The organism is Streptomyces sp. NPDC015220 (genome assembly GCF_043079345.1).
GTDB lineage: Bacteria > Actinomycetota > Actinomycetes > Streptomycetales > Streptomycetaceae > Streptomyces.
Window position 1 is genome coordinate 79,290 of sequence record NZ_JBIBUK010000008.1, and the last position, 18,494, is coordinate 97,783.

Genomic DNA, 18,494 nt, shown 5'->3' on the forward strand with positions numbered 1-18,494 from the left:
GGCGGTCCCCGCCCGGGTTACGGAGCCGCTCACCGTACCGGCGGCCGCCGAGTGCGCCCGGTCCGGTGCGTCCCTCAGGCCACCGACCCGATCCGCCGGGCCGGCGTCGACACCGGCTCGTGGTGGATCGGGGTGTGGGCGCCGGTCAGGGAGAGGCCGGTGCCGCCGCGTCGGGCGGCGACGATCTCGGCGGCGATGGACAGGGCCGTCTCCTCCGGGGTGCGGGCGCCCAGGTCGAGGCCGATCGGGGACCTGAGGCGGGCCAGCTCCAGCTCGCTCACGCCGACTTCACGCAGGCGTTCGTTGCGCTGGAGGTGGGTGCGGCGGGAGCCCATCGCGCCGACGTACGCCACCGGCAGCCGCAGCGCCAGCTTCAGCAGCGGCACGTCGAACTTCGCGTCGTGGGTGAGGACGCACAGGACGGTGCGGGCGTCCACGTCCGTGCCCGCCAGGTACTTGTGCGGCCACTCGACGACGATCTCGTCGGCCTCCGGGAAGCGGGTCCGGGTGGCGAAGACGGGGCGGGCGTCGCACACCGTCACGTGGTAGCCGAGGAACTTCCCGACCCGCACCAGCGCCGAGGCGAAGTCGATCGCGCCGAAGACGATCATCCGGGGCGCCGGCACCGAGGACTCGACGAGGATCGTGAGGGGGGCGCCGCAGCGCGAGCCCTGCTCGCCGATCTCCAGGGTGCCGGTGCGGCCGGCGTCCAGGAAGGCGGACGTCTCGGCGGCCACGGTGCGGTCCAGCTCGGGGTGGGCCGCGAAACCGCCCTCCCAGGAGCCGTCCGGGCGCACCAGCAGGGCCCGGTCCAGCAGTTCGGCGGGCCCGGACACGATCCGCGCGACCGCCGCCGCCTCCCCCGTGGCGGCGGCGGCCAGCGCGGCCGCGAGCACCGGACGGGCCGTGGATCCGGCCCGTACCGGTGTGACCAGGATGTCGATGACGCCGCCGCAGGTGAGGCCGACGGCGAAGGCGTCCTCGTCGCTGTAGCCGAAGCGCTCCAGGACGCTCTCGCCGTCCGCCAGAGCCTGTTGGCACAGCTCGTAGACCGCGCCCTCCACACAGCCGCCGGAGACCGAGCCGATCGCGGTGCCGTCGGCGTCCACCGCGAGGGCGGCGCCTGGCTGGCGCGGGGCGCTGCCGCCGACCGCCACCACGGTGGCGACGGCGAAGTCACGGCCCTGCTCGACCCACCGGTTCAGTTCCTCGGCGATGTCCAGCATCTGTCGGTCTCCTTAACAGCGGTTGTGCGGCGGCGTTCGGGTTTCCCGGGCGGGCTAGTGCACGCCCAGCCAGCCCTCGACGGGGCTCAGGGCGAAGTAGACGAGGAAGATCGCCGTCAGGCCCCACATGAAGGCCCCGATCTCCCGCGCCTTGCCCTGTGCGAGCTTGATGACGGTGTACGAGACGACGCCGGCGGCGACGCCCGGGGTGATGGAGTACGTGAACGGCATGATCACCACGGTCAGGAAGACCGGGATCGCGGTGGCGCGGTCGCCCCAGTCGACGTGCCGCGCGTTCATCATCATCATCGCGCCGATGACGACCAGGGCCGCGGAGGCGACCTCCTGCGGGACGATCGCGGTGATCGGGGTGAAGAAGAGACAGGCCGCGAAGAACAGGCCGGTGATCACCGAGGAGAAGCCGGTGCGGGCGCCCTCGCCGACGCCGGTCGCGGACTCGATGAAGACTGACTGGCCGGAGCCGCCGGCGACCCCGCCGACCACACCGCCGGCGCCGTCGATGAACAGGGCCTTGGACAGGCCCGGCATACGGCCCTTGTCGTCGGCGAGGTCGGCCTCGGTGCCGACGCCGATGATCGTGGCCATGGCGTCGAAGAAGCCGGCGAGGACCAGGGTGAAGACGATCACCGTGATCGTCATGACACCCACGTCGCCCCAGCCGCCGAAGGACACGTGGCCGAAGAGCGAGAAGTCGGGCATCGACACCGGGCTGCCGTGCAGCTCGGGGGCGCCGTTGACCCACTGCTTGGCGTCGATGACGCCCGCGGCGTTGAGGATCGCCGCCACGACGGTGCCGGCCACGATGCCGATGAGGATGGCGCCGGGGATGTTGCGGGCCTGGAGGGCGAAGATCAGCAGCAGGGTGACGGCGAACAGGAGCACCGGCCAGCCGGAGAGCTCGCCGCCGGGGCCCAGGACGACGGGGCCGCCGCCGGGCGCCGGGTTGCGGCCGATGAAACCGGCCTTGACCAGACCGATGAAGGCGATGAACAGTCCGATGCCCATGGTGATGCCGTGCTTGAGCGGCAGCGGGATCGCGTTCATGATCATCTCGCGCAGCCCGGTGACCACCAGCAGCATGATCACGACGCCGTAGGCGACGCACATGCCCATGGCCTGGGGCCAGGTCATCTGGGGCACGACCTGGGTGGAGATGACACCGGACACGGAGAGCCCGGCCGCCAGGGCGAGCGGCACCTTGCCGACGAAGCCCATGAGCAGGGTGGTGAACGCCGCGCCCAGCGCGGTCGCCGTGATCAGGGCCTTCTGGCCGAGGGTGTCGCCGGCGACGTCCTTGCCGGACAGAATGAGCGGGTTGAGCAGCAGGATGTACGCCATCGCCATGAAGGTGGTGACGCCGCCGCGCACTTCGCGCGCGACCGTGGATCCCCGCCGGGATATGTGGAAGTACCGGTCGAGCCAGGACCGTCCCGCCGGGACGCGGGTTCCCGCGCCCGCGTCTTCGGCGGTGGTCCTCGGCTCCACGGACTGCTGGGTCATGGGGCCATCTCCCAAGGTTCAAAGGGGCACCCGTGCGTGTTCCCCTGTGGGCACGGGATTTGGGAATGGACGACCCGGGGGACGGCCCGAGACGAACCTGACTGCTGGTACTTCAAGGACCGCGAGCGGTACGGAACTCAAAGAGGGGAGTGCTCCGGGCGGCGCGGCGGGGTGTGTGACGTTCCGGTGCGCCGCCCGGAGGGTTCGGGGCCTCCCGCGCGGACCGGGCCGGACTGGGGCGCCGGTCCGCTCGGGAGGTCCTGGCTCACGCCCGGCCGGTCAGGTGCTCCGGCCGTACCGGCGTGCGCGGGAGTTCCAGCCCGGTCGCGTTCCGGATCGCCGCGAGGACGGCCGGGGTGGACGACAGGGTGGGGGCCTCGCCGATGCCGCGCAGCCCGTACGGGGCGTGCTCGTCGGCGAGTTCGAGCACGTCGACCGGGATGGTCGGAGTGTCGAGGATGGTGGGGAGCAGGTAGTCCGTGAAGGAGGGGTTCCTGACCTTCGCCGTCTTGGGGTCGACGATGATCTCCTCCATGATGGCGACGCCCATGCCCTGGGTGGTGCCGCCCTGGATCTGCCCGATGACGGAGAGCGGGTTGAGCGCCTTGCCGACGTCCTGGGCGCAGGCCAGCTCGACCACCTTCACCAGGCCGAGCTCGGTGTCGACCTCGACGACGGCGCGGTGCGCGGCGAAGGAGTACTGCACGTGGCCGTTGCCCTGGCCGGTGCGCAGGTCGAAGGGCTCGGTCGGCCGGTGCCGCCACTCCGCCTCGATCTCGACGGCCTCGTCCTCCAGCACGTCCACCAGGTCGGCCAGGACCTCGCCGCCGTCGGTGACGACCTTGCCGCCCTCCAGCAGGAGTTCGGCGGTTGCCCAGGCGGGGTGGTAGCTGCCGAACCTGCGCCGGCCGAGCTCCAGCACCTGCTCGCGCACCAGCTCGCAGGCGTTCTTCACGGCGCCGCCGGTGACGTACGTCTGGCGGGAGGCGGAGGTGGAGCCGGCCGAGCCGACCTGGGTGTCGGCCGGGTGAATGGTCACCTGGGCGACGCCCAGCTCGGTGCGGGCGATCTGCGCGTGGACGGTGACACCGCCCTGGCCGACCTCCGCCATGGCCGTGTGCACGGTGGCGACGGGCTCACCGCCGACGACCTCCATGCGCACCTTGGCGGTGGAGTAGTCGTCGAAGCCCTCGGAGAAGCCGACGTTCTTGATGCCGACCGCGTAGCCGACCCCGCGGACGACGCCCTCGCCGTGCGTGGTGTTGGACAGACCGCCGGGCAGCTGCCGGACGTCCGCGCCCTCGCTGGACTCCCACTGGCGCTCGGGCGGCAGCGGCATCGCCTTGACGCGGCGCAGGAGTTCGGCGACCGGGGCCGGGGAGTCGACCGGCTGCCCGGTCGGCATGATCGTGCCCTGGGACATCGCGTTGAGCTGCCGGAACTCCACCCGGTCCATGCCGACGGCGTCGGCGAGCTTGTCCATCTGCGCCTCGTAGGCGAAGCACGCCTGGACCGCGCCGAAGCCGCGCATCGCGCCGCAGGGCGGGTTGTTGCTGTAGAGGGCGATCGCCTCGATCTCGACGTCGTCGACCACGTAGGGGCCGATGGAGAGCGAGGAGGCGTTGCCGACCACCGCCGGGGACGCGGAGGCGTACGCGCCGCCGTCCAGCACGATGCGGCACTTGACGTGGGTGAGCTTGCCGTCCTTGGTGGCGCCGTGCTCGTAGTGCAGCCGGGCCGGGTGACGGTGGACGTGCCCGAAGAAGGACTCGAACCGGTTGTAGACGATCTTGACGGGCTTGCCGGTGCGCAGCGCCAGCAGACAGGCGTGGATCTGCATCGACAGGTCCTCGCGACCGCCGAACGCGCCGCCGACGCCGGCCAGCGTCATGCGGACCTTGTCCTCGGGCAGCCCGAGCACGGGCGCGATCTGGCGCAGGTCGGAGTGGAGCCACTGGGTGGCGATGTAGAGGTGGACCCCGCCGTCCTCCTCGGGCACCGCGAGGCCGGACTCGGGGCCGAGGAAGGCCTGGTCCTGCATGCCGAAGTAGTAGTCGCCCTCGACGACGAAGTCGGCCTTCTTCGCGGCCTCCTCGGCGTTGCCGCGGATGATCGGCTGGCGGTGGACGATGTTGGGGTGCGGGACGTGGCCGGAGTGGTGGTCGTCGCGGTTCTCGTGGACGAGGATCGCGTCCGGGGCGGTCGCCGAGGCCTCGTCGGTGATGACGGGCAGCTCCCGGTACTCCACCTTGATCTTGGCGGCGGCGCGGCGCGCGGTCTCCGGGTGGTCGGCGGCGACGATGGCGACCGGCTCCCCGTGGTGGCGCACCTTGCCGTGGGCGAGGACGGGGGTGTCCTGGATCTCCAGGCCGTAGTGCTTCACCTCGGTCGGCAGGTCGTCGTAGGTCATCACCGCGTACACGCCGGCCGTGGCGAGGGCCTCGGAGGTGTCGATCGAGACGATCTCGGCGTGCGCGACCGTGGAGCGCAGGATCTGGCCCCACAGCATGTCCTCGTGCCACATGTCGGACGAGTACGCGAACTCGCCGGTGACCTTGAGGGTGCCGTCCGGGCGGAGCGTGGACTCGCCGATACCGCCCTTGGTCTTGGAACCCTGGGTGATTTTCGTGGGTGCACCGGTGGCAGCCATGCTCAGACCCCCTCGGACTGCCGGGCGGCCGCCAGGCGGACCGCGTCCATGATCTTCTCGTAGCCCGTGCAGCGGCACAGGTTGCCCGACAGCGCCTCGCGGATGTCCGCGTCGGTCGGGTTCGGGTTGCGCTCCAGCATCTCGTCGGCGGCGACCAGCAGGCCGGGTGTGCAGAAGCCGCACTGGACGGCGCCGGCGTCGATGAACGCCTGCTGGACGGGCGAGAGTTCGGTGCCCTCGCCGGTCTGCGAGTCGGTGCCCTGGGCCTGCCAGCGCTTGGCCTCGTCGAGCGAGGCGCCCTTCGTGCCGCACGAGTCGGTGCCGCAGGCGCGCTGCTTGGCGTAGTCGGCCAGGCCCTCGACGGTGACGACCTCGCGGCCCTGCACCTGTCCGGCGGCGACCAGGCAGGAGCAGACCGGCACGCCGTCCAGGCGCACGGTGCAGGAGCCGCACTCGCCCTGCTCGCAGGCGTTCTTGGAGCCCGGCAGGCCCAGGCGCTCGCGCAGGACGTAGAGAAGGGACTCGCCCTCCCAGACGTCGTCGGCTTCCTGCGGACGTCCGTTGACAGTGAAGTTGACGCGCATTACGCAGCTCCCTCCGAGGCGTTGCGGGCGCCGCGGTACGACTCCCAGGTCCAGGTGAGCGTCCGGCGGGCCATCACGCCGACCGCGTGGCGGCGGTAGCTCGCGGTGCCCCGGACGTCGTCGATCGGGTTGCAGGCGGCGGAGCAGAGCTCGGCGAACTGCTTGGCGACCGAGGGGGTGATGATCTTCCCGTTGTCCCAGAAGCCGCCCTCCTCCAGGGCCGCGTTCAGGAACTCCTCGGCGGACTTGGCGCGCACCGGGGTGGGCGCGGCCGAGCCGATGCCGGTGCGCACCGTGCGGGTCTCGGGGTGCAGGGCCAGGCCGAAGGCGCACACGGCGATGACCATGGCGTTGCGGGTGCCGACCTTGGAGTACTGCTGCGGTCCGTCCGCCTTCTTGATGTGCACCGCCCGGATGAGCTCGTCGGGGGCGAGCGCGTTGCGCTTGACTCCGGTGTAGAACTCGTCGATCGGGATGCGGCGGGAACCGCGCACCGACTCGGCCTCGACCTCGGCGCCGGCGGCGAGCAGGGCGGGGTGGGCGTCACCGGCGGGAGAGGCCGTGCCGAGGTTGCCGCCGACGCCGCCGCGGTTGCGGATCTGCGGGGAGGCGACCGTGTGCGAGGCGAGCGCCAGGCCCGGCAGCTCGGCACGGAGATTGTCCATGATCTTGGTGTAGGGGACCGAGGCGCCCAGCCGCACGCTGTCCTCGCCGACCTCCCACTCGTAGAGGTCGCCGACGCGGTTCAGGTCGAGGAGGTACTCGGGCCGGCGGTGGTCGAAGTTGATCTCGACCATCACGTCGGTGCCACCCGCAATCGGCACAGCGGTGGGGTGCTCGGCCTTCGCGGCGAGCGCCTCCTCCCAGCTGGCGGGGCGAAGGAAGTCCATGACCGGCTCTCTTCTTCGTCTTGTGAGTCGTACAGATTGAGCCAATCCGTGTGCGGCGGGCCCGGCTCGTTCGTCGTTCATGTGGTGTTCACGCGGAGTGGAGTCAGTACACCGCCCGGTACTCCGACGGGGTCAGTCACCGAAACCATGAAGCGTTTGGCTGGCCAAGCCGAGCATCTTGTAGATTCGTATGAACGGAAGTCCTCGGCGACGTCTTCCGTTTCCCTGGAAACAGAGGTCACGGACCTCCCACGGCGCTGCTGACCGGCCTTCCGGCCGGGCCCCCGCCCCGGGATTCATCGTAGTTTTCGAGACAAAGAACGGCGGCGACGAGAGATGCGGCTGCGCGCACTGCTGGACACCGATGCGCTGGGCCTGAAGCTGCTCGGCGGTGAGGAGGAACTGGACCGCACCGTCCGGGGCGTCATGACCACCGATCTGCGCGACCCCAGCCGGTACCTCTCCGGCGGCGAGCTGGTGCTGACCGGACTGGCCTGGCGCCGCGACGCCGCCGACTCCGAGCCGTTCGTACGGATCCTGGTGCAGGCCGGCGTGGTCGCGCTGGCCGCCGGCGAGGCCGAGCTGGGCAGCGTGCCCGAGGACCTGGTGCTCGCCTGCGCCCGGCACCGGATGCCGCTGTTCGCGGTCAACGAGTCGGTGGCGTTCGCGACGATCACCGAGCACGTCGTGCGGCAGGTGTCCGGCGAGCGCGCCGGGGACCTCGCGGCCGTGGTGGACCGGCACCGCCGGATGATGACCTCCGGTCCGGCCGGCGGCGGCCCGGACGTGGTGCTGGACCTGCTCGGCTCCGACCTGGACCTGCGGGCCTGGCTGCTCTCCCCCACCGGCCGGCTGATCGCCGGGCCCAAGGTGGGCGGCCCGGCGCTGCCCGCGGGCACCTGCGCCCGGCTGGCCGCCGAGCACCTGACGGCCGGCCGTACCGGCCGGCGCGGCCCGCACCGGGTCACGCTGGACGGCACGACGTACTCCCTCTTCCCGATCCGCGGCGGCCACCGCCCGGTCCCGGCGGGACGCGCCGCGCAGGCCGCGCCGGACGTGCGCGGGACGGTGCTGTCGGACTGGCTGCTGGCCGTGGAGGCTGACGCCGGCGACTGGCCGGAGGAGCGCCTCGACCTGCTGCAGGGCGTCACCCAGCTGATCGCGGTCGAGCGGGACCGGCGGGACGCAGCGCGCACGGTGCGCAGGCGGCTCGCCCAGGAGGTGCTGGAGCTGGTGCAGACCGGCGCGCCGCCCGCCGAGATCGCCGCCCGGCTCAGGGTCGCGGCGCCGGTGCTGCTGCCCGGCCTCGGCACGGCCCCGCACTGGCAGGTGGTGGTGGCCCGCGTCGAGTGGGACGGCTCGCCGGCCGACGGCGGTCCGGTCGCCCAGGCGCTGCTGGAGGAGATCCTGGTGGACCCCCTCAGCACGGGCCCCGAACCGTCCGACCGCATAGCGGTCGCCCACACCGGCGGCGAGGCCGTCGCCCTGGTCCCGCTGCCGGCCGTCGCCACCGAGCACGACGGCCCGGGGACCGGGATCCTGGCCGACGCGCTCCTGGAGTCCGTGCGCGGCCCCCTGTCGGCCGGTCTGGACGACGACGGGCGGCTCACCCTCGGCGTCAGCGCGGCCGTGCACTCTGCCGAGGGGCTGCGCGGGGCGCTGGAGGAGGCACGGCACGCCCGGCGGGTCGCGGCGGCCCGCCCCGGGAGCGTCTGCGCGGCCGGCCACCAGGAGCTGGCCTCGCACGTCCTGCTGCTCCCCTTCGTCCCGGACGACGTGCGCCGTGCCTTCACCGCCCGGCTGCTGGACCCGCTGCGGGACTACGACCGCCGGCACCGCGCCGAGCTGATCCCGACGCTGGAGGCGTTCCTCGACTGCGACGGCTCCTGGACCCGGTGCGCGACCCGGCTCCACCTGCACGTCAACACGCTGCGCTACCGGGTCGGGCGGATCGAGCAGTTGACGGGTCGGGACCTTTCCCGCCTGGAGGACAAGCTGGACTTCTTCCTCGCCCTGCGCATGAGCTGAGGTCAGGACGGGTGACGGCGGCCGCCCCGGGTCGCCGCCGCCGTCCCACGACTTTGTGAAATCCTTCACCCACCCTCTTGGCCGGGCTGTGGGATTCGTGCTGAGATTCCGGCACCACTCAAAGCTCGAAGACGTGCTCGGGGAGGGCAACGTGGCGCATACCGCCATGTCTGGTAACGGAACGACCCCAGGTGACGATCCACTCCAGACCGCGGTATGGCGGTTGCGCTCGCGCGCGTGCTGGGCCGACGCGGCGGCACTGCTGCCATCGGCCACCGCCGCCGCCGCGCTGCAGCGGACCGCGCTGCTGGTGGAGCGGTGCCTGTACACCGAGGCGGGCTGGCAGGACGCGGAGGACGCGCTGCGCGCCGCCGAGGCGCTGGCCCACACCGACGAGGAGCGCGGCGCCGCCGCCTGCGAACGCGGGTACCTCGCCTACTCGGCCACGCTGCACGGCGTACGGGACCGGGCCGACGAGGCGCGCTCGGCGCTGGGCCGGGCGGCGGCGCTGATCCCGCCGGGATCGCCGGGGCGCGCCCTGCTGGACTTCCGGCGCGGGCTGATCGCGGAGAACCTGACCCGTTCCCCCCAGGCCGCGCGCGCCGCCTACCGCCGCGCCCACGCGGGCGCCACCGCCCACTCCGATCCGCTGCTGCTGTCCTTCACCTGGCGGCACCTGGCCGGACTCGCCCTGCGGGACGGGGAGCTGGCCGACGCCCGGCACGGCTTCGCCGAGTCGCTGCGGATCCGCGAGGAACTGGGCTATCTCGTCGGCACGGCCCCGGCGCTGGTCTCCCTGGCGGACACGGCAGGGGAACCGGAGGCGTCCCGGCTGCGGGAGGAGGCGCGGCGGCTGTTCCGGCTGCTGGGCGGCGTACCCACCTGGCTGGCGCGGCACTTGGCGCCACCGACGACGGAGGCGCCGGCCACGGCTTGACGGGCGGCCGCCACCGAGAGGGGCGGCCCTCCGTCAGAGCGCCGCGGCGAAGTGGGCGTCCACCAGCGCCCGCACCGTGTCCAGCTCACGCGCGATCAGCGCGTCCAGCAGCGCCGTGTGCTGGGCGGCGTCGGCCACCAGCCCGGCACGGGCCGGCCGGCCGGACCCGCCGACCAGCGGCCACTGGACCCGGCGGTGCAGGTCCCCGGCGATCCGCAGCAGTTGCTCGTTGCCGGCCGGGGCCAGCATCGCGCGGTGGAATGCGCGGTCGGACTCGGCGTAGGCGGCCCGGCACCCGGAGGACGCGGCCCGCACGGTGGCCTCGGCGAGGGGCCGCAGCGCGGCCCATCGCTCGACGGGCACGGTGGCGGCCAGCCGCATCAGCACCGGGACCTCGATCAGGGCGCGCACCTCGGCCAGCTCGGCCAGTTCGCGGGCGCCGCGTTCGACGACCCTGAAACCCCGGTTGGGCACGACCTCGACGGCGCCCTCCAGCGCGAGCTGCTGCATCGCCTCGCGCACCGGGGTCGCCGACACCCCGAACCGCTCGCCGAGCGCCGGCGCGGAGTGGACCTCCCCGGGGCGCAGCTCCCCGGTCACCAGCGCGGTGCGCAGGGCGTCGAGGACCTGGCCGCGCACGGAGGAGCGCCGCACCGGAGGGCGGGGGGCGGCGGGCTCGCCGGGGCCGCCGCCCGCCGCCTGGCTGTCCCGTCCCCACCCCGCCGGTGCGGGGCGCGGCTGCCTGGGCAGGCGTGCCGCGCCGTCGTCCGGACCGCCCCGCGGAGCCCCGGCCCGGGCGGAACCGGCGGCCCCGGCGGTCCCGGAGTCCTGCGCGCCCTGGTTCACGGTCCTCCTCCGGGCTTGGGTGTGCTTGGGGTCATTACGGCTGGTTGCTGCTCGTGCGTCAAGCACCTTAGACACAAGAGGCCATGGGTTCACATTCCGTCGAAGTGAAGTAAGGTAAGCCTTACCTTCAATCGCCCCTTCAGTCGAGCGTGAATCGGTGGTTCCGGCATGCCTGTGCTCACTTCGGCCACAGCGGACGCGTACACCCGCCTCAGCGAGGCCTTCCCGGGCTTCACCGTGACGGAGCTGACCCCCGGCGAGCGGGCGCCACGGGGCGGCGCCTGGGTCGCCGCGGCCTCCCTGGCCGCGGGCGGCCCCGAGCTGGACGCGTTCCTGGCCTGGGACGACGCACAGGTGCTGCGGGACTACGGGACCCGGGCCCGCCCGGACGTGGTGGCGAGCTTCGGACTGCACCGCTACGCCTGGCCCGCCTGCCTGCTGTTCACCGTGCCGTGGTTCCTGCACCGCCGGGTGCCCCGTCTGCCCGCGGCGGACGTCTCCTTCGACCGCACCGCCGGCCGCATGGCCGTGCGCACCGCCTCCTTCGCCTGCCTGCCGGGCGACCCGGCCGCCGCACTGCCCGGCGCGCGCGTGGTGCGCGACGAGGAGGCGCTGCGCGCCGAGGTGCGGGCGGCCGTGGCCGAGCACCTGGAACCGGTGCTCGGCGGCTTCGGGCCGCGCATGCGGCGGCGCGGCCGGGCCCTGTGGGGCATGGCCACCGACGAGGTCGTCGAGGGCCTGTGGTACGTCGCCCATCTGCTCGGCGAGGAGGAGCGGGCGATGCGCGAACTGGAGCTGCTGCTGCCGGGGGCGACCCGGCCCTACGTCGGCTCGGCCGCGTTCCGCGAGCCGACCGGACCGGACGGCGGGCCGCTGCCCACCCGCGACCGGGTCAGCTGCTGCATGTTCTACACGGTACGCCCCGAGGACACCTGCGCCACCTGCCCGCGCACCTGCGAAGCGGACCGCGCCGCCAGGGCGGCCGTCACGGTCACCGCCGCTGCGGCCTGAGCCTCCTGACGGATCGTCACAATGTACGGAACGCCGCCCGACGTCCCGTAAGATCATCCACGACTGGGACCCCATACGGGCGCGGGGGATTCACAACTCCCTCACCCGTCGCGGGAACTTTCCGCGGAACCACCCGTACGGGTAGTCTTATTCGAACTCAACTCCCGCCCCTCATGCGGCAGTTCGAGCAGAACGCCGTCTCCGGGCATCCCCTTGCACCTCCTTGGCGGCCTCTTGCCCCGAAACCCCCTGAGGGCCGGTGGGATTGGGCCACTATGGCGGGCGTTACGCCCTATCCCAATGCAAGGGACCCTAGATGAGACTGACCGACATATCGCTGAACTGGCTGCTTCCGGGCGCCGTGCTGCTCCTGGGCGTGCTGGCGGCGGTGGCGGTGCTCGCGCGCGGCAAGCGGTCCAAGGGGAACACGAGCTCCGATGACTCGTGGGAGCGCAGCGAGGAGCGCCGCAGGCGCAAGGAGGCCGTCTACGGCACCGCCTCCTACGTGCTCCTGTTCTGCTGTGCGGCGGTCGCCGCCGCACTCTCCTTCCACGGCCTGGTCGGCTTCGGCGAGCAGAACCTCGGCCTGACCGACGGCTGGCAGTACCTGGTGCCGTTCGGCCTCGACGGCGCCGCGATGTTCTGCTCCGTGCTCGCGGTGCGCGAGGCCAGCCACGGTGACGCGGCGCTCGGCTCCCGGCTGCTCGTGTGGCTGTTCGCCGCCGCCGCGGCCTGGTTCAACTGGGTGCACGCGCCCAGGGGCGTCGACCACGCGGGCGCGCCGCAGTTCTTCGCCGGCATGTCGCTGTCGGCGGCGGTGCTCTTCGACCGCGCGTTGAAGCAGACCCGCCGGGCCGCGCTGCGCGAGCAGGGCCTGGTCCCGCGTCCGCTGCCGCAGATCCGCATCGTCCGCTGGGTCCGGGCGCCCCGGGAGACGTACCGCGCCTGGTCGCTGATGCTGCTGGAAGGCGTGCGCAGCCTGGACGAGGCCGTCGAGGAGGTGCGCGAGGACAAGCGCCAGAAGGAGGAGCGGCAGCGGCTGCGGCGCGAGCAGGAGCGTGTGGAGCGCGCGCAGCTCAAGGCGATCAGCCGGGGCCACCGCGGCTTCGTCGGCCGGGGCGGCCGGCAGGTCGAGACGCAGGCCCTGGAGCGCGGCTCCGTCGAGGTCACCGCGGAGCCTGCCATATCGCCGGCTGAGTCGCTGCCGGTGGCCTCGCGCCACTCCCTCCAGCCCGTCCGCAAAGGGTCTGAGGCCATCACGGTCGACCTGACCGCGGAGGACGACACACAGGCACTGCCCCGCCTGGACTCGCTGGAGCGCAAGCTCAAGGACCTCGAGCAGCAGTTCGGCTGACGTCCCGGTCCGGCCGCCGGCCGGCGAACCGTCACGGGGAGGGGGAGGCGCGGTCCGCGCCTCCCCCTCCCCGTTCAGGCGGCCTCCGCCCCCAGCTCGAACCAGACCGACTTGCCGACCTCGTGGGCGCACACGCCCCAGGCGTCCGCGAGGGACTGGACGAGGACCAGGCCCCTGCCGTTGGTGTCGGTCCCGGCCTCCGGCACCCGCGGACGGGGTCTGCGGGCCACGAAGTCCCGTACCTCGACCCGCAGTCCGTGCGCCGAGACGGTGGCCGTGAGGATCGCGTCGTCGTCGGTGTGCACGAGCGCGTTGGTGACCAGTTCGCTGGTGAGCAGTTCCGCGACGTCGGAGGCGTCCGGCCGCTCCCAGTGACGCAGCAGTTCGCGCAGCGCCCGGCGCGCCTCGGGCACCGCCCGCAGGTCCGCCCGTCCCAGCCGGCGCCTGAGCTGGGTTCCCGGTAACCGTGCCGTCACTCCGTCGGTCTCTTCCCCGGCCGTTCCCGCCGAGGAGGCCCCGATCGTCCCGGGACCGCCCCCTCGTGCCTGACTCTTCATCTCCCCCGCCCGCGTGCCGATGTCGGTTCCCCTCCAGCTCGAACACGTTCACGGGGATCCATGCCCAATGGGACACACGGCAGTCATGTCGAATCGTCAACGACCAAGTGTTCGGCCAACTGCGCGTAGCGCCCCGAACGGCGGCCGAGGCGCCGGACCCGCCGTCCGGCCGGCCGCGGCCGTGTCCGCGGCCCGACGCGGCCGTGTCCGCGGCCCGACAGGACCAACCCACGGCGCCCCGCCGGGCCCCGCGGCGCCCCCGACGCCCCCGGCCGACCGACGAGGGGCGGGTCGGCGGCGCGGTGAAGTTGGCCGGAGTACGACGTTCTCCCGGCCGCGGCGGGGCCTCGTGACACCGGGCCCGCTCAGGGCCGCGGCACGTTGCGCAGGTTCGACCGGGCCATCTGCACCATCCGGCCCACACCGCCGTCCAGCACCATCTTCGACGCCGACAGGGCGAACCCGGTCACCATCTCGGCGCTGATCTTCGGCGGGATGGACAGGGCGTTGGGGTCGGTGACGACGTCCACGAGGGCCGGGCCCCGGTGCCGGAACGCGTCCTTCAGCGCCCCGGCGAGATCCTTGGGCCTCTCCACCCGGACACCGTGGGCGCCGCAGGCGCGGGCCACCGCGGCGAAGTCCGGATTCCTGTTCGCCGTGCCGTAGGAGGGCAGTCCGGCGACCAGCATCTCCAACTCGACCATGCTGAGCGAGGAGTTGTTGAACAGCACCACCTTCACCGGCAGGTCGTGCTGCACCAGGGTCAGGAAGTCGCCCATCAGCATGGTGAAACCGCCGTCCCCGGACATGGAGACGACCTGCCGACGGCGGTCGGTGAACTGCGCGCCGATCGCCATGGGCAGCGCGTTGGCCATCGAGCCGTGCGAGAACGAACCGATGATGCGGCGGCGGCCGTTGGGCGAGATGTAACGGGCGCCCCAGACGTTGCACATGCCGGTGTCGATGGTGAACACGGCGTCGTCGGAGGCCACTTCGTCCAGGACGGCGGCCACGTACTCCGGATGGATCGGCACGTGCCGGTCCACCTTCCTGGTGTACGCCTTGACGACCCCCTCCAGCGCGTCCGCGTGCTTCCTGAGCATCCGGTCGAGGAAGCGACGGTTCTTCTTCTCCCTCACCCGCGGGATGAGGCAGCGCAGCGTCTCGCGCACATCGCCCCACACGGCCAGGTCCAGCCGGGAGCGGCGGCCGAGGTTCTCCGGCCGGATGTCGACCTGCGCGATCTTCACGTCGTCGGGCAGGAACGCGTTGTACGGGAAGTCGGTGCCGAGCAGGATCAGCAGGTCGCACTCGTGCGTGGCCTCGTAGGCGGCGCCGTAACCGAGCAGCCCGCTCATGCCGACGTCGTACGGGTTGTCGTACTGGATGAACTCCTTGCCGCGCAGGGCGTGCCCGACCGGCGCCTTGATCCGCCCGGCGAACTCCATCACCTCCGCGTGCGCGCCGGCCGTGCCGCTGCCGCAGAACAGGGTGACCTTGCCGGCCTCGTCGATCATCCGTACCAGCTCGTCGATCTCGGCGTCGCCGGGCCGGACGGTGGGCCGCGAGGTGACGATCGCGGTCTCGGCGGCCCTCTCGGGGGCGGGCTCGGCGGCGATGTCGCCGGGCAGGGCGACCACGCTGACCCCGCTGCGGCCCACCGCGTTCTGGATGGCGGTGTCCAGCAGCCGGGGCATCTGCTTCGGGCTGGAGATCAGTTCGCTGTAGTGGCTGCACTCCTGGAACAGCCGGTCGGGATGGGTCTCCTGGAAGTAGCCGAGACCGATCTCGCTGGACGGGATGTGCGAGGCGAGCGCGAGGACCGGGGCCATGGACCGGTGGGCGTCGTACAGGCCGTTGACGAGGTGGAGGTTGCCGGGCCCGCAGGAACCGGCGCAGGCCGCCAGCTTGCCGGTGATCTGCGCCTCGGCGCCGGCCGCGAAGGCGGCGGTCTCCTCGTGCCGGACGTGGACCCAGTCGATGGCGGCGTTGCGGCGCACCGCGTCGACGACCGGGTTGAGGCTGTCCCCGACGACGCCGTACAGGCGCTTGACCCCGGCGCGGACGAGGATGTCGACGAACTGCTCTGCGACGTTCTGCTTGGCCATGGCTTGTGGACGCCCTTCGGTCGCCTGCGGTCCGGCCGCCGTTCGCGGGCGGTGCGTCCGCCGTCCTGGGCGGTCCGCTGCGGATCCCTCGGGTCCATGAATTCACAGCGTCGGCGCTCACGCCTCCCAGACGGCCCCGGCCGTGCGGTCGTCCGCGTAGCCCTTCACCCGCACCTGCGCGTCCGCCAGGAACGCGGCGAGGCCCGGCGGGGCGGGGTCCGACCACCGCCGGGCGAGGTGCGCGCCGAGTTCCGGCTCGCCGCGCAGGGGGTCGGCCAGGCCGCCCGTGCACATCAGAAGCACATCACCCGGACGGGCCAGGGAGGCCCGGAAGCGGAAGGGTTCGCGAGGCGGCCGGGGCGGGGACGGGGGCGCGGGAGCGTAGGGGCTCGGCGGGGCGGGAATGCCGGGGGCCGTGCTGAGCCGGTCGCCCTCGTCCGTCCCAGCGGGCCCGACCGGTGCGGCGGGCCCGGCCGTCCCAGCGGGCCCGACCGGTGCGGCGGGCCCGGCCTCCTCGGGGAGGGCGGGCTCGATGTCCTGCCACTCGCCGTCGCGCAGCCGGAACAGTCCGCCCCCGCCGACGCCGAAGAAGACCCGTACCCGGCACTCGGGGTCGGCGGGCAGCAGCAGGCAGCGCAGGGTGGCCGCGTACTCCTCCGGGTCGATGCCCCGTTCGACGGCGCCGGCGCGCAGTCTGCCGAGGCCGCGGTCGGTGAGGCGGTGCAGCCCGGCCTTCAGCTCGCCGCGCCGGGCGGCCCTGATGTCCTCCGCCAGACGGGTGTGGCTGCGGCCCACGGCCCGCGCGATCCACTGGCACAGCTCCGCCGCCGCCCGGTGCGCCCCCGGGGCGCCGCGGGCGCCGGTCGCCATCGCGACGAGGACCAGCGCCTGTTCGCCCGTGCCGAACCGGGCCGTCAGCATCGCGTCCCGGCGCGGCTCGCCCCGGTAGCGCGGGGAGTCCCCCCGGACGGACACGGCACGCAGGGTGCAGGCCCCGTGGCGTGCTCCGTCGAGCACCGTGTCCGGCACCAGGTCGTCCAGTTCCTCCGGGTCGGCGACCGGTAGCGCGGTCGGCTCGGCGTCGTAGGTGGGCGGTCCGGACCCGACGTGGGCGACGGTGGGCGGCGAAGGCTGCGCGCCGGTGTGCCGCTCGTGCGCGGCCGGGCCGTCCACCGCGGCGGTGGCCCGCGGGGGCGTGGCGGGATCCGGGGGCGTGGCGGGCCGTGGGGGCGCCGGACGCGACGCAGGGGCAAACGGACCGGTGAGCGGCGGCGGGGGGACGGGCGGGGCCGCCGGGTCGTCCGGGGCGGGGCTGCCGGCCGGGGGACGGGCGAGGGCGCGGGTACCGGTGTCGGTGCCGACGGACGGGTCCGCGCGGGGTGGCTCGGGCGGGGGTGGCTCGGGCGGGAAGACCGTCGGGCCGTAGGTGGTGGCCGGCGGTGCTTCCCGGGGCGCCCGCCGCCACCAGTCCGGCCCGTGGGGCGAGGGTGCGTCGTCGCGGGACGGGGCGGGGTACGTGTCCGGCGGCCCGGCAGGCTGTGCGGTCGCCCGGGCCCGAGGGCCGGGGCCGGTCTCCTCCGGGACGTCGGGGGACTCGGCGGTCGGACGGCCGGGCGGCTCGGCAGGCGGACGGTCCGGCGGCTCGGGGGCCGGGCCGGCGGCCTCGCCGACGGGGGGACGGGCCGGTGGTTCGGAGGTCGGGCGGCCGGCGCGCGGCGCGGGTACGGCCGCTTCGGGCGGAGGCGGTCGGTCCTCGAACGAGAACCAGTCCTCGCCCCAGGGCCCGGCCGGGTCCTCGCCCCAGGGCCCGACCGGATCCTCGGCACGTGCGCCGGGACGTCCGACGGCCCAGTCGTCGGACAGGTCGTCGGTCAGACCATCGGCGAGGTCGTCGGCCACGTCGTCGGCCTGGTCGTCCGTGAGGTCGTCTGCCCAGCCGTCGGCGCGGGGATCGGCCCGGGGATCGGGGCGGCCGCCGGCCTGACCGCCGGTCCGACCGTCCGTGCGAGCGCCGGAACGTCCGACGGTCCAGTCGTCGGACAGGCCACCTGACAGATCATCGGTCAGCTCGTCCGTCAGGTCGTCCGTCAGGTCGTCGGCCCAGCCGTCGGCGCGGGGATCGGCCCGGGGATCGGTCCGGGGATCGGCCCGGTCGTCGGTCTGACCGCCGGTCAGGTCGTCCGTGCGGCCGCCGGCCCGGGGGCCGGAGCGGTCGTCGGCCCGCTCCGGCGGGGCCGGTTCCTCCGCTCGGGCGGGTCCGGGGGCTCCTTCCAGGGCGTCGGCGGCCGAGGCGAAGCGGTCGTCCAGGGAATCGGCCGCGCCCGTGGGACCGGTGTCCTGGGTGGAGTCGTCGTACAACTGCCCCCACCAGTCGTCCTCATGACCGGTGGGCCTTCCCCCCTGTTCGCTCATGCCCCCGATTGTCCACCGCACGGGCCGGATGAGAACGGGGCATCCGGAAAATCCGGCGTGCGTCCGCCCCTCGAACGAACCCGTCGGGTGATCCCTCGCACGCCCGTCCGGACAACAGCCGCCGGGCGGTCCCACCCCCCACGGGAGAACCGCCCGGCGACACCTGGGTGACCCGGTCGCGGGTCACGTCCGGACGGCCGCCGCACCTCGATTCGCGGCCGCGCGGCCACGGCCTCCTGGGCGGGCGTCGGGGCGGCACACCGGTGCTTCGGTGGGGCCACCTTGTCAGGGTGACCGCGGGTACGGCGATGATGTCGGGAGGCGGGTTTGCGCCGTGGCCGTTTCCCGCCACCGCCGACGCGCCGCGTGA

At 73.6% G+C, this 18,494-nt stretch carries 13 protein-coding genes; 4 read left to right on the top strand and 9 right to left on the bottom strand.

Going from position 1 to position 18,494, the window contains the following annotated elements; genetic code table 11:
- Nucleotides 1-74: 74 nt before the first annotated feature.
- From ACF061_RS18565 to ACF061_RS18585, 5 genes are all read right to left on the bottom strand, one after another.
- Nucleotides 75-1,226: an XdhC family protein gene (locus ACF061_RS18565; protein ID WP_392267951.1), complete on the bottom strand. Its 1,152-nt coding sequence runs from the start codon at nt 1,224-1,226 to the stop codon at nt 75-77.
- Between the two features lie 54 nt (nt 1,227-1,280).
- Nucleotides 1,281-2,747 carry an NCS2 family permease gene (locus tag ACF061_RS18570; RefSeq protein ID WP_392267952.1) on the bottom strand — a complete coding sequence of 489 codons (1,467 nt, stop codon included), beginning with the start codon at nt 2,745-2,747 and terminating at the stop codon, nt 1,281-1,283.
- Nucleotides 2,748-3,012: 265 nt separating this feature from the next.
- Nucleotides 3,013-5,397, bottom strand: coding sequence for a xanthine dehydrogenase family protein molybdopterin-binding subunit (locus ACF061_RS18575; RefSeq protein ID WP_392267953.1), 2,385 nt, complete (start codon nt 5,395-5,397; stop codon nt 3,013-3,015).
- Nucleotides 5,398-5,399: 2 nt separating this feature from the next.
- Nucleotides 5,400-5,981 carry a (2Fe-2S)-binding protein gene (locus ACF061_RS18580; RefSeq protein ID WP_392267954.1) on the bottom strand — a complete coding sequence of 194 codons (582 nt, stop codon included), beginning with the start codon at nt 5,979-5,981 and terminating at the stop codon, nt 5,400-5,402.
- Entirely contained in the window at nt 5,981-6,871 is an 891-nt protein-coding gene (locus ACF061_RS18585) for an FAD binding domain-containing protein (RefSeq protein ID WP_392267955.1), read from the bottom strand. The genes ACF061_RS18580 and ACF061_RS18585 overlap by 1 nt, the downstream gene beginning before the upstream one ends.
- Nucleotides 6,872-7,207: 336 nt before the next feature.
- On the opposite strand from ACF061_RS18585, the gene ACF061_RS18590 reads away from it, so the two are divergent.
- The gene (locus tag ACF061_RS18590) at nt 7,208-8,899 is read left to right on the top strand and encodes a PucR family transcriptional regulator (RefSeq protein ID WP_392267956.1); all 1,692 of its coding nucleotides are present in this window, start codon (nt 7,208-7,210) and stop codon (nt 8,897-8,899) included.
- Between the two features lie 166 nt (nt 8,900-9,065).
- Nucleotides 9,066-9,836 carry a hypothetical protein gene (locus tag ACF061_RS18595; RefSeq protein WP_392267957.1) on the top strand — a complete coding sequence of 257 codons (771 nt, stop codon included), beginning with the start codon at nt 9,066-9,068 and terminating at the stop codon, nt 9,834-9,836.
- A 33-nt stretch (nt 9,837-9,869) separates the two neighbouring features.
- On the opposite strand, the gene ACF061_RS18600 is transcribed toward ACF061_RS18595, so the two are convergent.
- The gene (locus tag ACF061_RS18600; RefSeq protein ID WP_392267958.1) at nt 9,870-10,682 is read right to left on the bottom strand and encodes a GntR family transcriptional regulator; all 813 of its coding nucleotides are present in this window, start codon (nt 10,680-10,682) and stop codon (nt 9,870-9,872) included.
- A 168-nt stretch (nt 10,683-10,850) separates the two neighbouring features.
- On the opposite strand from ACF061_RS18600, the gene ACF061_RS18605 reads away from it, so the two are divergent.
- Together ACF061_RS18605 and ACF061_RS18610 are read left to right on the top strand one after the other, a co-directional pair.
- Entirely contained in the window at nt 10,851-11,693 is an 843-nt protein-coding gene (locus ACF061_RS18605) for a (2Fe-2S)-binding protein (protein ID WP_392267959.1), read from the top strand.
- 316 nt (nt 11,694-12,009) lie between these two features.
- Nucleotides 12,010-13,047 carry a DUF2637 domain-containing protein gene (locus ACF061_RS18610; protein WP_392267960.1) on the top strand — a complete coding sequence of 346 codons (1,038 nt, stop codon included), beginning with the start codon at nt 12,010-12,012 and terminating at the stop codon, nt 13,045-13,047.
- A 74-nt stretch (nt 13,048-13,121) separates the two neighbouring features.
- Here the strand turns inward: ACF061_RS18610 and ACF061_RS18615 are convergent, their stop codons facing one another.
- From ACF061_RS18615 to ACF061_RS18625, 3 genes are all read right to left on the bottom strand, one after another.
- Nucleotides 13,122-13,604 carry an ATP-binding protein gene (locus ACF061_RS18615; RefSeq protein ID WP_392267961.1) on the bottom strand — a complete coding sequence of 161 codons (483 nt, stop codon included), beginning with the start codon at nt 13,602-13,604 and terminating at the stop codon, nt 13,122-13,124.
- A 365-nt stretch (nt 13,605-13,969) separates the two neighbouring features.
- The gene (locus ACF061_RS18620) at nt 13,970-15,712 is read right to left on the bottom strand and encodes a pyruvate dehydrogenase (protein ID WP_392267962.1); all 1,743 of its coding nucleotides are present in this window, start codon (nt 15,710-15,712) and stop codon (nt 13,970-13,972) included.
- Between the two features lie 117 nt (nt 15,713-15,829).
- Complete coding sequence (locus tag ACF061_RS18625; protein WP_392267963.1) at nt 15,830-18,124, bottom strand: protein phosphatase 2C domain-containing protein; 2,295 nt, start codon at nt 18,122-18,124, stop codon at nt 15,830-15,832.
- Between the last annotated feature and the right edge of the window lie 370 nt (nt 18,125-18,494).

Bases quoted from the DNA above. Each gene is read 5' to 3' on its own strand.
- ACF061_RS18565 (WP_392267951.1), bottom strand. From the start codon at position 1,226: ATGCTGGACATCGCCGAGGAACTGAACCGGTGGGTCGAGCAGGGCCGT.
- ACF061_RS18570 (WP_392267952.1), bottom strand. From the start codon at position 2,747: ATGACCCAGCAGTCCGTGGAGCCGAGGACCACCGCCGAAGACGCGGGC.
- ACF061_RS18575 (WP_392267953.1), bottom strand. From the start codon at position 5,397: ATGGCTGCCACCGGTGCACCCACGAAAATCACCCAGGGTTCCAAGACC.
- ACF061_RS18580 (WP_392267954.1), bottom strand. From the start codon at position 5,981: ATGCGCGTCAACTTCACTGTCAACGGACGTCCGCAGGAAGCCGACGAC.
- ACF061_RS18585 (WP_392267955.1), bottom strand. From the start codon at position 6,871: ATGGACTTCCTTCGCCCCGCCAGCTGGGAGGAGGCGCTCGCCGCGAAG.
- ACF061_RS18590 (WP_392267956.1), top strand. From the start codon at position 7,208: ATGCGGCTGCGCGCACTGCTGGACACCGATGCGCTGGGCCTGAAGCTG.
- ACF061_RS18595 (WP_392267957.1), top strand. From the start codon at position 9,066: ATGTCTGGTAACGGAACGACCCCAGGTGACGATCCACTCCAGACCGCG.
- ACF061_RS18605 (WP_392267959.1), top strand. From the start codon at position 10,851: ATGCCTGTGCTCACTTCGGCCACAGCGGACGCGTACACCCGCCTCAGC.
- ACF061_RS18610 (WP_392267960.1), top strand. From the start codon at position 12,010: ATGAGACTGACCGACATATCGCTGAACTGGCTGCTTCCGGGCGCCGTG.
- ACF061_RS18615 (WP_392267961.1), bottom strand. From the start codon at position 13,604: ATGAAGAGTCAGGCACGAGGGGGCGGTCCCGGGACGATCGGGGCCTCC.
- ACF061_RS18620 (WP_392267962.1), bottom strand. From the start codon at position 15,712: ATGGCCAAGCAGAACGTCGCAGAGCAGTTCGTCGACATCCTCGTCCGC.
- ACF061_RS18625 (WP_392267963.1), bottom strand. From the start codon at position 18,124: ATGAGCGAACAGGGGGGAAGGCCCACCGGTCATGAGGACGACTGGTGG.